This is a genomic window from Staphylococcus succinus (genome assembly GCF_029024945.1).
Lineage (GTDB): Bacteria > Bacillota > Bacilli > Staphylococcales > Staphylococcaceae > Staphylococcus > Staphylococcus succinus.
Genome location: NZ_CP118976.1, coordinates 40,783 through 56,005 on the forward strand (window position 1 = coordinate 40,783; position 15,223 = coordinate 56,005).

The following is a 15,223-nucleotide window of genomic DNA, read 5'->3' on the forward strand; positions in this document are numbered from 1 at the left end:
TAGAAGATAATAGTTCAAATCAATATAACATTAGACAAAATAATACTGAGATTAATGAGATTGAAAAAGAAATAGAACAAACAAAAAGTTCTAGAAATACAAACATCAAAGTATTGCTCACTCTTATCAATAGTTTATTTATAATATCATTAATTCTTAACATAATTTATTTTTATAACCATAAATTTATTAAAATAAATATGTATACACTAAACATAAATACAGTAGACGAAGTATCATATACTATATTTAATATGATTTTATTCACCCTAAAAAATAGTGTTTTAAATTTATTAATTGCAAGCATAGTTATAGGCATTAGTGCTATAATTTTAAGCATATTCTTTCATAAAAATAAAATAAGGGATAGTATAGCAAGCATTATAATGATAGGTACAAATATTATTATATGGTTCAATGTAAATAAATTAAGTGAAAATGTATTGGAAGTATCTCAAGATCCAAATTGGCAAAGATATTTAATATTGATATTTTTAATGATATCTTTTGGAATTATAGGTTTTAATAACATACCATTAGTTTCATACTTGTTTAACCATCCAAATTACAGCAAAAGCTTTAATGATTCAACAAAACGATTCCTATATATTGTTTTACCATTACCTATATTTTTCATAATCAAATGGATTATTGTTGATAATGGTTATTTACACATACTAGATTTTCTCTCTAACTTATAATTTACAATGAAAGTCTTATCATTAATAAAAGTAGTATAATAAAAAACAAAGAAATACTAAATATGTTTTTTATTCAATTATAAATAAACTTAATTAAATTAAAATAAATATATCTGTAAATTAACAACATTAATCTACTTTTCTAAAAGATATCCATGATAATAATAAATAACTACAAAAGTATATTTCTGAAAATGACCTTTGAATTCAAGGGTCATTTTTATTTCGCAATCTTCGACATTAAAACTTGCCTAATTTTCTTGGATTCTAAATAATTCCAAAAGGATTCGGCAATTCGACCAAATTTCTCCAGATTTTTTAATAACATATTATCTTTTAAAATTTATAATATATATAATAAATTTTAAGCTAATAAAAATTTGATAAGCATTTGTAAAAATTAATCATTAAGTAGAAGCGTATCATAAATGATGGGTCGAAATTTTATTTTTATATCAATGTACCATAACTTAATGTATTTCTGAAATAATAAAAACAAAAGAAAATATGAGATTTTATAATATTTACTATTAAGTCTTGTTGAGGTTATTCGCCCATTATAAAGAAGAAGTTAATTACGTTGCAGTGTTAGGTAAATTAGTTGAAGTATCTTTTATAATGCGAGATAAAGAAAAGACTAAAAAAGCTATCGAATTAATATATCTATAAATCAGTAAATTTGATAATTATATAAAACATTGTTAATTCGAGATTATCCAATATTTTATCAAAACAGAAAATCCCATTAAGAAAAAGGATAGATGATATGAAATATGATTTATAGATTATCTTTTAAAAGAAAGGTTAAAAAGTTTAATTAGAAAACTATAAATTAATGTTATAGTTTTTAAAAATCACTCTTAGCCTTTTCCTTTTATTTATATCAGGTGTCCTAATAAATGTTAAATTACTTCTTCTGATGTTATTTAATGTGTCTAAATCAATGTTAGTATTGTATCTTGCCCATTCAAACATTTTATCTGTCATATTTTTATGGCTAAGCGTTTTTAAATACATTTTATCTGAGGGCGGGTTATATTTAGATGTATTTGTATACATTGAGTCTTTATTGTAATTTATGAAAATACATTTGTTATTCTCAATGATATCTTCTAATTTTAAATAAAAATCTTCTAAGCTGCGATCTATAGAAATAGATTTTAATAAGTTAGATGAAATACCAGCTAAATATTTAGAAGTGAAACTATTTTCCATTATATTTAAGGTTGTTAAATAGTAGTCTAAATTGTCATGAATAATGAGTTGGAAATTGTAGTTGTTGTCATCCCATGCATCAAAATAAATATGTATTTGTACATTATTAAAAGTGCCATTATATTTAATTGCTGTTGTTTCCCTTGGATTATTAAGACTAGCATAATCATTTAATAACCTTTCAAAAGTAGTTGTATTCATTATTTATCCCCTTTTAACTAAATTATAGTATAAATAAGTAATATGAAGAAATAATAAACGGAAAATTTATATAAAAGAGGTATTTACCTTTCTTCTATAAAGCATGTGGATAGTAACTATTGAACAATTTATAAAAATAATGAATAATTAGACTAAATAAGTGTTTGTAAATTATAATTTAGTATTTAAATGGGGGATTTTGTTTGGGATACCAAAGTGAATATGATTTAGAAGAAAATGTAGTTAAACAGCTACAAGATATTGGTTATGAGCGTGTAACACTGAGAAACGAGACACAACTGATAGAGAACTTCAGACATATTTTAAATGAAAGAAATACAGATAAATTAGAAGGTACGCCTATATCAGATAGTGAATTTAAACGTATTATGATTGATATTAGTGATAAAAGTGTATTTGAAAGTGCTTTAATATTAAGGGATAAATATGTATTAGAACGTGACGATGAAACAGTAGTTTATTTGAGTTTAATGAATACACAAAAATGGTGTCAAAATAAATTCCAAGTTACGAATCAAGTGAGTGTTCAAGATACATATAAAGGTCGTTATGACGTAACAGTTTTAATTAATGGGCTACCTCTTATTCAAATTGAGCTTAAACGTAGTGGGGTTGCGATTACAGAAGCTTTTAATCAAATTGAACGCTATCGTCGACAAAACTATACGGGGCTATTTAGATTTATACAAATGTTCGTTGTGAGTAATAAAATGGAAACGCGTTATTACGCTAACAGTGATCAAAAAATCATGAAAAGTAACATGTTCTATTGGAGCGATGAAAAAAATGAGCGCATTAATGTCCTTAAAGACTTCATCGAATCTTTTTTAGAACCTTGCCATATTGCTAAAATGATTAGTCGATACATGATTATTAATAAAACAGATAAAATGTTAATGGCCTTGAGACCGTATCAAGTCTATGCAGTGGAAGCTTTATTAAATCGTGCTATAGAAACTAATAACAATGGTTATATTTGGCATACGACGGGGAGTGGTAAAACCCTCACGTCATTTAAAGCGAGTCAAATCTTAGCGCAAGAAACAGATATTAAAAAGGTTATATTCTTAGTCGATCGTAAAGACTTAGATGGTCAAACTTCAAAAGAATTCAATAAATTCGAGTCAGATTCTGTTGATAAGACGTCTAATACTAAGAAATTACTCGAACAAATGGGTGATCCCACACGAAAACTGATTGTAACTACGATTCAAAAAATGGATCATGCAATTAAATCTGGTGATCCAGCTATGGAACGCTATAAGGAAGATAAAGTTGTTTTCATTATTGATGAGTGCCATCGAACACAGTTTGGTTCAATGCATCGTATCATAAGGCAACATTTCGGAAACGCCCAATACTTTGGTTTTACAGGAACACCTAGATTTGAAGAGAATGCGAGTCAAGATGGACGCGCGACTGCAGACATTTTCGGTGAGTGCTTACATCATTATTTGATTAAAGATGCGATTAGAGATGGTAACGTGCTAGGTTTTTCTATTGAATATATGAATACGTTTGATCGTAGTGAAAAAATTACTGAAGATGAATATGTTAATAAGATTAATGAAGCAGAGATTTGGATGGCAGAAGAACGTGTTCAAAATGTGGCGAAACATATTATTGCGAATCATAATAAGAAAACACGTGATCAAATGTACACAGGTATGTTGACTGTTCAAAGTATTCCAATGGCAATTCAATATTATCGTATTTTTCAAAAGTTAAGAGAACAAGGTCTACATGACCTTAACGTTACTACAATATTTAGTTACCAAGATAATGAAGATCCAGAAGATCATATGAATGAACAAACGAGAAAAGATATATTAGAAGATATCATTCAAACATATAACCAGACCTTTGATAAAAATTTCTCAACGGATACGTTTGATGGTTACTTTAATGATGTTTCTGACCGTGTCAAACAAGGATTACCCGATCAAAAATTAGATATCCTTATCGTTGTTGATATGTTCTTAACAGGTTTCGATAGTAAAAAACTTAATACGTTATATGTTGATCGTAATTTGCAACATCATACGCTTATTCAAGCTTATTCACGCACCAATCGTGTGGAAGAACCAACGAAACCCTACGGAAATATTGTTGCTTATAGAAACTTAAAAGAAAAAACGGATGAGGCTATTGAGCTCTTCTCTAAAACGGATAATACAGATACGGTATTGAGCTTATCGTTCCAAGCGTATTTAACGAAATTCAAACAGACCCTGATTGAACTATTTGAATTAGCTGAAATACCTCAAGCTGTAGACCAATTAGAAAGCGAAGAAGACCAGCGTGACTTTGTAATTGCTTATCGTGAGTTAGCGAAGCATATGCAAAAGTTAAAAACGTTTGATGAATTTGCATTTGATAAGGAAATATTAGGTATTGATGAACAAACATATGAAGATTATAAAGGTAAATATTTAGATATCTATGATAAAGTGATACGACCTGATAGGGAAACTGCAGAAGGTGAATCTATATTAGAGAATATTGACTTTAATATAGAGATATTACGCAATGATTTGATTAATGTTCAATATATCTTAGATTTATTAAACCAAATTGATTTGAGTGATATAGAGCAACAAGAAAAAGATATTAAAGAGATTCGTAAAGTGCTTGATAAAGCTGACGATGATCAATTGAGATTGAAATCTGATTTAATTCGAACATTCCTAGATAAAGTCGTACCGAACTTAAATGAAGGAGATTCAATTGATGATGCTTATTATAATTATGAATCGAAAGTGAAGGTCGGGGAGTTAGAACAATTTTCTGAGGAAACGGATTATCCGTTAGAATTATTGAAATCATTGGTTAAGGAATTTGAGTTTAGTGGTCATTTAAATAATAACTTAATTGAAGAAGGCGTTTCAGGCGGTCTTTTAATACGTACTAAAAAAATAAAGCGTGTTAAATCATTTATCAAAGACATGGTTAAAAAATATAGTGTTTAACGTAAAACAAGTGTAGTTTTTGAAAACTACACTTGTTTTTATTTTGGAGAGATGGTATATTTGTTATGTAGAAAAACATAACTACAGGAGGTTTGGTATGTTAAAAGATTATGTCAATTATCAAAGTGGTTCATTAATACAACGTTTAGAAGTTGATGAGAGCGATTTAGGTAAACATTATATGGTATATGATCAAAACATGTTAGACATTGATTTAGGTCTAATCATAGACGATGCATATCAACCAAGAGTCATCAAATTAAAAGATACATCACGAGCAACGGTTATACGTAAAAACGATATTGTGATTAGTATGATGACAGGTGAATGTACTTTAGTGAGTTCGAAACATGACGGTTCAATTTTACCTTATAACTATACAAAAATTGAAGTTACGTCTGAATTATTGGATCCTGCTTTTTTAGTCTATTGGTTTCAATTAGCGCCAGAAGTGAAATCGCAATATAAGCAATATATGCAGGGTGGTTCAACAATTAAAAAATTAACGCATCAACAGTTAAAATCACTCCATATTACCTTGCCTTCAAGTGAACGACAACGGTTGATTGGGCAAATTGGTATTAAAGAAAAACAATTAAATATATTAAAACAAAGACAAAGTCGATTAAAAAAACAATTCTTATCCAACACTTTATTCAAGGAGGACAATTAAATGTCTATTACGGAAAAACAACGCCAACAACAAGCTGAATTACAAAAAAATCTATGGTCCATCGCTGATGACTTACGGGGCAATATGGATGCCAACGAATTTAAAAACTATATTCTAGGTATGATTTTCTATCGTTTCTTAAGTGAAAAGATTGAAGAACAAGCAGAAATACTCTTAAAAGATGATGATATAGATTATGAAACTGCAATGGCAAATGAAGAATACCGAGAGGTATTAGAACAAGAATTCATTTCTCGTATTGGTTATGTCATTGAGCCACAGAATCTATTTAGTCATTTAGTTAATAAAATCGAGAAACAATCATTTGAGATGGAAGATTTAAGTAATGCGATTAAAAATATTGAAAATTCCACACGTGGCCATGATAGTGAAGATGATTTTAATAACTTATTTGATGATTTAGATCTCAATTCTTCACGCTTAGGTAACTCTAACGCTGCACGCACAAAATTGATTTCAAAAGTAATGATGAAGATATCTACATTACCATTTGTTCATAGTGATATGGAGATTGATATGTTAGGTGATGCTTACGAGTACTTAATTGGTCAATTCGCAGCAAGTTCAGGTAAAAAAGCCGGAGAATTCTATACACCCCAACAAGTTTCAACGATTTTAGCTAAAATTGTAACCGCAAATAAGAAAGATATTAAGAGCGTTTATGATCCTACATGTGGATCAGGTTCGTTACTCCTTCGTGTCGGTCGTGAAGCTAATGTTCGTCAATATTATGGTCAAGAGTACAACAGTACAACGTATAACTTAGCACGTATGAACATGTTGTTACATGATGTGAACTATGCGAATTTTAAAATTGAAAATGGAGACACGATAGAAGATCCAGCCATTTCAGACGAACGTTTTGAAGCTGTCGTTGCAAATCCTCCTTATAGTGCGAAATGGAGCTCGGATGCACAATTCCTAGAGGACCCACGTTTTAGTAATTATGGAAAATTAGCGCCTAAATCAAAAGCTGATTTTGCGTTTATTCAACATATGATCTATCACTTAGATGATAACGGGACAATGGCTGTTGTTTTACCACATGGTGTATTATTCCGTGGCGCAGCTGAAGGTGTCATTCGCGAATACTTAATTAAAGAAAAAAACTATTTAGATGCGGTCATCGGTTTACCATCAAACTTATTCTTCGGTACCTCTATACCAACAAGTATACTTGTCTTTAAAAAATGTCGTGAAGATGATGAAAATGTGTTATTTATTGATGCATCGCAATCATTTGAAAAAGGTAAAAATCAAAACCATTTAACAACTGAAGATGTTGAAAAAATTGTTGAAACTTATAAAAATAGAGAAACATTAGATAAATATAGTTATGCAGCAAGTTTAGAAGAGATTGCAGAAAATGATTATAACCTTAATATTCCAAGATATGTGGATACATTTGAAGAAGAAGAACCTATTGATTTAGAACAAGTCCAAAAAGATTTGAAATCAATAGAAGAAGAAATTAAAACAGTTGAACAAGAGATAGATGGCTACTTAAAGGAATTAGGAGTGGTGACACATGACTAATGATGTAAAGAAGGTACCAGAATTAAGATTTCCAGAATTTAGTGGTGAATGGGAAGAGAAAATGTTAGGAGATGTTCTTACTATTTTAGATGGTGACAGAGGTAAGAACTATCCTTCTGGCTCAGATTTTCTAGAATATGGCCATACATTGTTCTTAAATGCATCAAACGTAACTAAAAATGGATTCTCATTTACACTAAAACAATACATTACAGAAAAAAAATCCATTTCAATGGGAAATGGAAAATTAGTAAAAAATGATGTAGTTTTAACAACAAGGGGCTCTATAGGAAACATAGGATGGTATGACGAAGAAATATATAGAAAAACTCCCTATGCTAGAATTAATTCGGGAATGTTAATATTAAGAAGCAATAATAAAGATATGGCTTCTTTTGTAAGTCAGTTTTTAATGTCAACAAAAGGTAAAAGACAAATTGATCGTATTAGTTTTGGTTCAGCTCAACCTCAATTAACAAAAAAAGATATTAAGTTATACAGAATAGATTTTCCTCAAATTAAAGAACAACAAAAAATCGGTGATTTTTTCAGCAAACTCGATCAACAAATCGAATTAGAAGAACAGAAATTAGAGAAGTTAGAAGAACAGAAAAAGGGATATATGCAAAAGATTTTCTCTAAAGAACTTCGATTTAAAGATGAAAATGGAAATAATTATCCAGAGTGGGAAGAAAAAAATTTAAAAGAACTGATAGATGTAAGAGATGGTACCCATGAAAGTCCAAAACCTAGTAAAGATGGGTATTTATTAGTTACTTCAAAGAATCTAAAAAATAGTAAACTAGATCTTTCTGAGTCATATTTTATATCTAAAGAAGATTATGAGAGTATTAACCAGAGGTCTAAAGTAGAAATTGGAGATATTTTATTTGGCATGATTGGTACAATCGGAAATCCTATATTATTGGAAGAATGTGATTTTGCTATAAAGAATGTGGCATTATTAAAAACTAACGATTTACTAGAAAAATACTACATACTAAATTTTTTAAAGTCTAGTAATATTTCAAAGCAATTTTACAGAATGAATGCAGGAGGCACACAAAAATTTATAGCTTTAAGTACTATAAGAGATTTGAATATTGACATGCCTTCTTCTGAAGAAGCTATCAAAATTGGTAATTTCTTTAATAAAGTTGATAATTTAATTGAAAATCAATCAAATAAACTTGAGTTATTGAAAAAACGTAAACAAGGCTTTTTACAAAAAATGTTCATATAGGTTCTTATAACGGCCTATTATGTAAATTAAATTAGTAAAGGGGAAAAATAATGATAGACAAAGAATTAAAAATCATTTTATTAGATATTTTATTAAAAAGAGATACATTTAAGCATTTAGAAGATAGTGTTTTCAGCAAAGAAGAACTATCACAAATATTAAAATTACTTGTTAACGGAAATAAAATTTATGAAATTCAAGATATATATGCTAGTGATAATACGTATTTAATACCAAATAAATATTATCTAGCTTCGGAGACTATAGAATTTTTAAACCAATCAGAGTCTTTATACACATATAATGACCAAAAATATTATAAAGTTCATATAAATGAATCACAGAGCATTGTATCTATACCGGTTACTGAAGAATATTTTGATAGAGAAAATGCAATACTAATACCTTTTGAAGTTGTAGAATCTTAATCAAAAATTCTTATAGATATTATGAATTTAAAACGATTATTATTAAGACACAATTTAAATTTAAAATGTTTATGCCACACATCTTTTAAAAATTTGTGTGGATTTTAATATGTCATTGTTTCTCATATGGAAATTTTATTTCTGTAAGTTGTCATATGAGAAATATACCTTACTCAAGTTTTCTAGTATCATTTAAAACAAGAGGTGTTATTAATGATTCAAATAGCTAAGACAATTAAAAAAGAGCGATTAAGACGTGGAATGACGCAAGAAGCATTAGCTGAATATCTTAATACAACGAAAACAACTATTTCCAAATGGGAAAACGCATCACTTTATCCTGATATTACAATGCTACCTAAATTAGCAAAAGTTTTTAATATTTCAGTTGATGATTTGCTCAATTATAGTATTACTATGACGGATGAAGAAATAAAAAAGATATCGATATCACTGTCTAAAACGATTAATCACACAAGTTATCCTGAATATTTAGCTACTCTGAGAGAATACTATATTACGCATTGTAATGAATTTAAATTTCTAAATTCGTTATTAGGTATTTTATTAAACAACATTTTATATTGCGAAAATGAATTGCAACTAAAGGAAACAGCCTCACTAACACACGAAATTATTAAGACTACAGAAGATAATTCAGAATCAATTCATTTGAAAAAACATGCACAAGGATACAAAACATTGCTATATATGTTTGAAGGTGATTACTCTTCTGTCATAGAAAACACTCCAGATTTTGATTTAAAAATTGGTGAAAGTGCGACATTAACATTAGCTTATTTACAACAAGATAATATTTCAAAAGCTAAAAATGTGATCCAAACGGATATGTACCAATCTTTAATGATTTTCATGCATGATTTTGCTTTGATGCTTTCACGTGACTTACACTCTGTTTCGATAGAATCATTAGAATCGAAGCTTTACCATTTAAATCAAGCTTTTAACGTGGATTACTTATACCCACATCTAAGTATTAATTGTTATTATCAGTTCGCCTTATATTACACTGAGAAGACTGATAGTCGTGCTATTGATTATTTAAAAAAATACTGCAAATGCTTTGATTATTTAGTCAGAGATTTTGTATATCAAAAAGATGATTTCTTTAATGAGATTGATGAATGGTTAGATACATTAGCCTTAGGTGAAAGGTTACCAGCTAATTACGAAAACACCATAAATACTGTATATTCACTAGTTACGGAAAACGAACACTTTAATACCTTAGAAAATTTTGAATATATAAAGAAAGATTTACTTAGTATTTATAACAAAAAGGGTGAATCTAATTGATACATAAGAAAAAGGTAATGATATTACTATTAATATCATTACTTACTTTATCCGGTTGTGATTATTCAAAATCAGAAAATAAAGATAGTTTTTTCTATAATATATTTGCAGTTCCGATGGATAACCTTTTACATTGGTTAGGTTCAACGTTTGATAATAACTATGGTTTAGCAATTATTGCAATCGTATTAATCGTTAGACTTATCATGTTACCGTTCATGTTATCTCAATCTAAAAATGGACACTTGATGCGTAAAAAGATGGGCATCGTTAAGCCAGAAATGACTAAAATACAAGATGAAATTAAAAATGCAAATACTCAAGAAGAGAAAATGGCTGCGAACCAAGAAATGATGGAGAAATATAAAGCATACGGTATGAATCCTATGAAGACGATGTTAGGATGTTTGCCACTTCTTGTACAAATGCCGGTCTTATACGGGCTATACGTTTCACTGAAATGGCCTTCTAGTGGGGGAATAACAGACCATGCCCATTTTCTTTGGTTTAATTTAACGCAACCTGATATTTGGGTTACTCTAATCGCTGGTATTTTATACATCATCCAACCATTAATAAATATTGAAAACATGCCAAAAGAGCAGCGTTCTATCGGTTATATGATGGCAATTATTTCTCCAATATTTATCATGTATATATCAATCACATCAGCTTCCGCCTTGGGATTGTATTGGACAATTAATGTTGCATTTTTAATCGTTCAAATGTTCTTTTCGAATAAATATTATTCTAAATTAGCGAGAGAAGAAGCTAATCAGTTAGAGAAAAAAATTCAAAGTAATCATAGCCAAAAGAATGAAAGTAAGCGAACTTTGTCTGAAAATACGTAGTTTGTTAAATGTTTGATTTTCAAACATTTAAGACACGTCTTTTAAAAAGGCGTGTCTTTCGTATATATAGCTTCTTATAACCATTGATTGTTTTATATGAAGGTGTTTGATTTTGAGAGAGCCACATCATTCTAATACTATTACTTAATAAGAATATCTTTAATAATATTCTGTTTTTCATCATCTAATTGATCAATTTTATTCAAAAAAGCTTCTTTAAACTTTTCATTAAAACAAACATCGTTCACTCTTAATTCTTTTGTATATTCAACTTTTTTACAACTACTAGTAGTTGTAATATGATTTACTAATCTCTCATAGATAAATTTAAAAAATTTAATATCTTCAAGTTCTAACACTCTATATAGTTCATTTTCTATATCTGTATAATTTTTTAATTCTTTATAATATACAGTATAAAATTGATAAACTAATATAGGTTTACTCATGCTAATTAAATTTTCCCAAGAAATATCTTGAATGATTTTCTTTACTAAATTTATTTGTTCTTGTTTTTCTTTATCAGAATTATTAGGAATAAAAACAGCAAGTAGTTGTAACTTTTGAGATATATCTATTTTATTATTGCGCAATACAACTTCTTTATATTGACAATTGGCAACAAAACCGTGAATTAAACTCAATTCATTTTTCACTTTATATATTAGACTATCAATATAGCTTATCGAGAAAATTAAATTCTTATCTCCATATTTACCGTGAAATTTGTAATATATTAATTTATTGAGTAATGATAAATATTCTTGTTCATCTGAATTTTTATTCCTTATTCTATTAATTATTAAGATATAAAGTCTTTCGAAATCTTTTTCGGTTAACTTAGCTAAAATAGCAGAAGAATCATTTAGATTAGCTTGAAGATAATTATTTAATGTTTCTATACTGACAGATGAAGTTTCAAAATGTCCGAGTTGATATTGTGTATAATTTAACCTTTCACTAATACTTGGATAATAAAACCCTGTACCATTATTATTATGAAAAACATTGTATATAAAATTAATAATAGCTTTTGGTAATTCTACATTATTTTCCATTAAAATATTTTCTATATTACCTCTTATCTTTCCATGGTCGTAAGACCCTTCCAGTCTCATATCGTCTCCATATATTACATCTAAATTATTGTTAATAATTTCATATACTTGATTATAAAATTGATAAATGTAGTTTATCGCTAAAGCTTGGCTTGGATTGATTTTTTTCTCTCTTATTTCGACATATTCAAATTCAAAACTGTTTAATAATTGCTTTGCTTCTCTAAACGTTCTATGATCTGCTACAAATTGTTCCCTTATATCACTAAAAAGAAAATCATCAGAACGGGTTTTATTTGAAGTATCTATTAATTCTTCTATTTCTTTTTCTACATAATAACCCCATATACTTATAGATTTTGTTTTTAAAGGCATATGCTCAACGTTATTTAGAATCTTTTGAGTGAAAACGTTGTCGGTACCTTCTATTAATTTGTTGTGTTCTCCCACTACAATAATTAAAGACTTTTTAAATAAATTAACTTCTGACAAATGATGAAACAAATCATCCTTTGCTTCATTATCTATTCTATCGAAATCGTCAAAAACCAGAATTACATCATGCTTTTTTAAATATTTAACTAATTTTTTCTTATACTTATTTTCTTCGGAATAGTTGTCCTTCGCAAAAGTAAGTGTTCCGCTCACTACAAATAAGATAAACCATGTTATCAATCCCATTATTATCATGTTATTATCCGGTAAGTGCTGCATGTCTTTAAACATAGATATTACGAATTGAACTAAAACTAGTAAAAATTGAACTGCCGATAAAATAATTACCCACAGCAAAGGATTGAATTTATGCCAAGCATACATATTCGGTTTTAATTTTGAATATAAATAAGTGTAAAATTTCGTTTGATTGTTTTTATCCCAATAATCAAGCCATACAAATTTTTTATCCTTATTTGTTTTTTCTTCTATTTGCCTTAAATAGCTTGTTTTACCGATCCCCCATTTACCACTTAAGAGTACTGATCCTTTGTAATTACTTTCAATATATTTGTTTATGAAGGTATCAGCGTCTTTACCTAAACCTAATCTATCTTCATTGCTATTTTCTATTTCAAAATCTTCTCTAATTGTTATCACCTCATATCTTTTACTTATTTAATATCCTTCACCTTACACTAAATTTGCATACTCACTCTAGATTATTCACATAAGTACATAGTGTTTCACCCTTAGTATCCCTTTCTTGAATAATTAAATCTAACTCAATTAGTTTATCTGGTGCTAGTATATAAAGTAAGAGACTATATATTCAAATCATTTTTTAAGGATTCATTGTAAGTGATACAAAATATATTATTATCATTATCAACAAAACCAATTTTGGAATCACTAATTTTATTTAACAATTTATACCTATCATCAATAAATATTCTCGTCGTGAATACGTCATCTTACTATAATACATTCTAGTAGAAATAGTAAGAAGTATTAATTGAAAGATAAATCATTTATTTATTCATTGATTTAAAGCTTATATAAGTTCTTAAAAGGCAAATATGAAACAAGTAAATATATTTTAATTTCACAAACAAAGTTCGCGTCGGATTGCTTAGTCGCAATCTATTTATATGTAAATTAACATGTGAAAACGAAACAATAATATTTTTTACCTCTAATTGAAACTATTTTCAATAGTTTAATAAATAGTGGCTTTGAAATTGAATGTGTTAAGGACCTTGGACAATCAAATGACGCTAAACAATTATTAGAAATATATAGTCATGAAAAGGAGATTGAGTGAATTTGAGTAATTTATTAACATTTGCACCAGCTATTTTATATGCCGTATTATTTGCTATACAGTATTTTTTATCTAAGACAGGAAATAAGATAATAGGTGGAATTGTACCCGTATTATTTATAATAGCATTAGTATTTTTATATACAACGGGTAAATTAGGATTAAATATTTGGGGAACTCTTATTTTTGGTATAATAGGTTTATTATTCTTATTAGGTCAGTGGAATAGTGCTCAAAAAGATAATAAAAAGAAAGAACAAAAAGAATTAGATAAAATGATTGGCAAAGATTTAAAGTGAATTTTAAGATAACTCTATCGCCCTTAACAAAAAGTGGTGGAGTTATGTTGTGTATTAATCATCAACAGGATCGTTATTAAGACGATATTAGATTTTCAAACGATTAAGAGACTCCTTATTGAAAAAGGAGTCTCTTTTAATCTATTTTCTAATAATCATCACTTATATAAATAAAAGAGGATAATTTTTAATTCACATTATTATGTGTGAAGAATAATATGTTTATTTAATGATGATGGTATTTAGTACTATGCCCAATAATACTAGAGCATGCTGCAGCCTTAGCTTTAATATTACAATAACTGTGACCATAACATTTAGTGCTTCTAAGTAGAGCTTTGTCACAGTCACTTCCAGCAAAATTCACCATAGCCTTTGGATTACTTTTGGCATAATGTACATTATCGCTTTGTGGACCATTAAACCTATTACAATGCACCCATTCTCCTTTTTTATATTTTTTTCCATAACCTGCTTCTTGAGTTACTGTGTGAGTCCCTTTATCCATATTATCTATAATTTGGTTTGCATTTATATCAAAAGTTGCGGTTTTTTCTCCATTATTACTAACAACAGTAGCTCTGTTTTCATTTTTACCATCACTTGATATGTTTAACTTATCATTTTTTATATTATCTACTTTAACAATACCATGGCTATTTATTTCATGCTTTTTTCCATTTATGTAAACATCGCCTTCTGATAAATTCACATCACGATAAGCACCTTTTTCTGTAATATTCCAGCCACTATTTTTATATTCTTGTACTACTTTTTCGGGCATTTTTTTTATAGGATATTCAATAAACTGCTTAGATTTTATATGTATTTCATTTTGCGTTTGTGCATTAGCCTTATTTTTAAGAGTATTTACTCCTACAGGTAAAAGTATTAAAAAAACTAATGCTAATTTCAATATTTTTTTCATTTA

General features: G+C 28.2%; 12 protein-coding genes and 1 pseudogene. 10 read left to right on the plus strand and 3 right to left on the minus strand.

Translation table 11 applies throughout. From position 1 onward, the window contains the following. Nucleotides 1-386: 386 nt before the first annotated feature. Complete coding sequence (locus PYW31_RS00160; protein ID WP_235602256.1) at nt 387-701, plus strand: hypothetical protein; 315 nt, start codon at nt 387-389, stop codon at nt 699-701. Between the two features lie 825 nt (nt 702-1,526). Here PYW31_RS00160 and PYW31_RS00165 read toward each other — a convergent pair. Then, nucleotides 1,527-2,117 carry a hypothetical protein gene (locus tag PYW31_RS00165; RefSeq protein ID WP_046837650.1) on the minus strand — a complete coding sequence of 197 codons (591 nt, stop codon included), beginning with the start codon at nt 2,115-2,117 and terminating at the stop codon, nt 1,527-1,529. 203 nt (nt 2,118-2,320) lie between these two features. Between PYW31_RS00165 and PYW31_RS00170 the strand changes: the two genes are divergently transcribed. The 8 genes and pseudogenes from PYW31_RS00170 to yidC all read left to right on the plus strand — a co-directional run bounded on the left by PYW31_RS00170 (nt 2,321) and on the right by yidC (nt 11,176). Then, entirely contained in the window at nt 2,321-5,107 is a 2,787-nt protein-coding gene (locus PYW31_RS00170; RefSeq protein WP_046837649.1) for a type I restriction endonuclease subunit R, read from the plus strand. A 97-nt stretch (nt 5,108-5,204) separates the two neighbouring features. Beyond that, a complete protein-coding gene (locus tag PYW31_RS00175; protein ID WP_046837648.1) occupies nt 5,205-5,780 on the plus strand; it encodes a restriction endonuclease subunit S in 576 nt (191 codons plus the stop codon). Beyond that, nucleotides 5,781-7,337 carry a type I restriction-modification system subunit M gene (locus PYW31_RS00180; protein ID WP_046837647.1) on the plus strand — a complete coding sequence of 519 codons (1,557 nt, stop codon included), beginning with the start codon at nt 5,781-5,783 and terminating at the stop codon, nt 7,335-7,337. Further along, a pseudogene (locus tag PYW31_RS13725) lies at nt 7,330-8,029 on the plus strand (restriction endonuclease subunit S); the annotation flags it as partial. The gene PYW31_RS00180 and the pseudogene PYW31_RS13725, both read left to right, overlap by 8 nt. A gap of 20 nt (nt 8,030-8,049) precedes the next feature. Then, nucleotides 8,050-8,580, plus strand: a complete 531-nt coding sequence (locus tag PYW31_RS13730) for a restriction endonuclease subunit S (protein ID WP_412548984.1) — start codon at nt 8,050-8,052, stop codon at nt 8,578-8,580. 50 nt (nt 8,581-8,630) lie between these two features. Beyond that, the gene (locus PYW31_RS00190; RefSeq protein ID WP_046837645.1) at nt 8,631-9,008 is read left to right on the plus strand and encodes a hypothetical protein; all 378 of its coding nucleotides are present in this window, start codon (nt 8,631-8,633) and stop codon (nt 9,006-9,008) included. 213 nt (nt 9,009-9,221) lie between these two features. After that, nucleotides 9,222-10,325, plus strand: coding sequence for a helix-turn-helix domain-containing protein (locus tag PYW31_RS00195; RefSeq protein ID WP_046837644.1), 1,104 nt, complete (start codon nt 9,222-9,224; stop codon nt 10,323-10,325). Next, nucleotides 10,325-11,176, plus strand: a complete 852-nt coding sequence (yidC, locus tag PYW31_RS00200) for a membrane protein insertase YidC (protein WP_046837679.1) — start codon at nt 10,325-10,327, stop codon at nt 11,174-11,176. Before PYW31_RS00195 ends, yidC begins: the two co-directional genes overlap by 1 nt. Before the next feature lie 140 nt (nt 11,177-11,316). Here the strand turns inward: yidC and PYW31_RS00205 are convergent, their stop codons facing one another. After that, nucleotides 11,317-13,329 (minus strand): P-loop NTPase fold protein, encoded by a 2,013-nt coding sequence (locus tag PYW31_RS00205; protein ID WP_046837643.1) that lies wholly within the window; start codon nt 13,327-13,329, stop codon nt 11,317-11,319. A gap of 666 nt (nt 13,330-13,995) precedes the next feature. Between PYW31_RS00205 and PYW31_RS00210 the strand changes: the two genes are divergently transcribed. Further along, nucleotides 13,996-14,292, plus strand: a complete 297-nt coding sequence (locus tag PYW31_RS00210) for a hypothetical protein (RefSeq protein ID WP_046837642.1) — start codon at nt 13,996-13,998, stop codon at nt 14,290-14,292. Nucleotides 14,293-14,518: 226 nt separating this feature from the next. On the opposite strand, the gene PYW31_RS00215 is transcribed toward PYW31_RS00210, so the two are convergent. After that, nucleotides 14,519-15,220: a hypothetical protein gene (locus tag PYW31_RS00215; protein WP_053042485.1), complete on the minus strand. Its 702-nt coding sequence runs from the start codon at nt 15,218-15,220 to the stop codon at nt 14,519-14,521. Between the last annotated feature and the right edge of the window lie 3 nt (nt 15,221-15,223).

What these genes read in the sequence shown, in the direction of transcription:
- PYW31_RS00160 (WP_235602256.1), top strand. Translation starts at nt 387, where the DNA reads ATGATAGGTACAAATATTATTATATGGTTCAATGTAAATAAATTAAGT.
- PYW31_RS00165 (WP_046837650.1), bottom strand. Translation starts at nt 2,117, where the DNA reads ATGAATACAACTACTTTTGAAAGGTTATTAAATGATTATGCTAGTCTT.
- PYW31_RS00175 (WP_046837648.1), top strand. Translation starts at nt 5,205, where the DNA reads ATGTTAAAAGATTATGTCAATTATCAAAGTGGTTCATTAATACAACGT.
- PYW31_RS00180 (WP_046837647.1), top strand. Translation starts at nt 5,781, where the DNA reads ATGTCTATTACGGAAAAACAACGCCAACAACAAGCTGAATTACAAAAA.
- PYW31_RS00190 (WP_046837645.1), top strand. Translation starts at nt 8,631, where the DNA reads ATGATAGACAAAGAATTAAAAATCATTTTATTAGATATTTTATTAAAA.
- PYW31_RS00195 (WP_046837644.1), top strand. Translation starts at nt 9,222, where the DNA reads ATGATTCAAATAGCTAAGACAATTAAAAAAGAGCGATTAAGACGTGGA.
- PYW31_RS00215 (WP_053042485.1), bottom strand. Translation starts at nt 15,220, where the DNA reads ATGAAAAAAATATTGAAATTAGCATTAGTTTTTTTAATACTTTTACCT.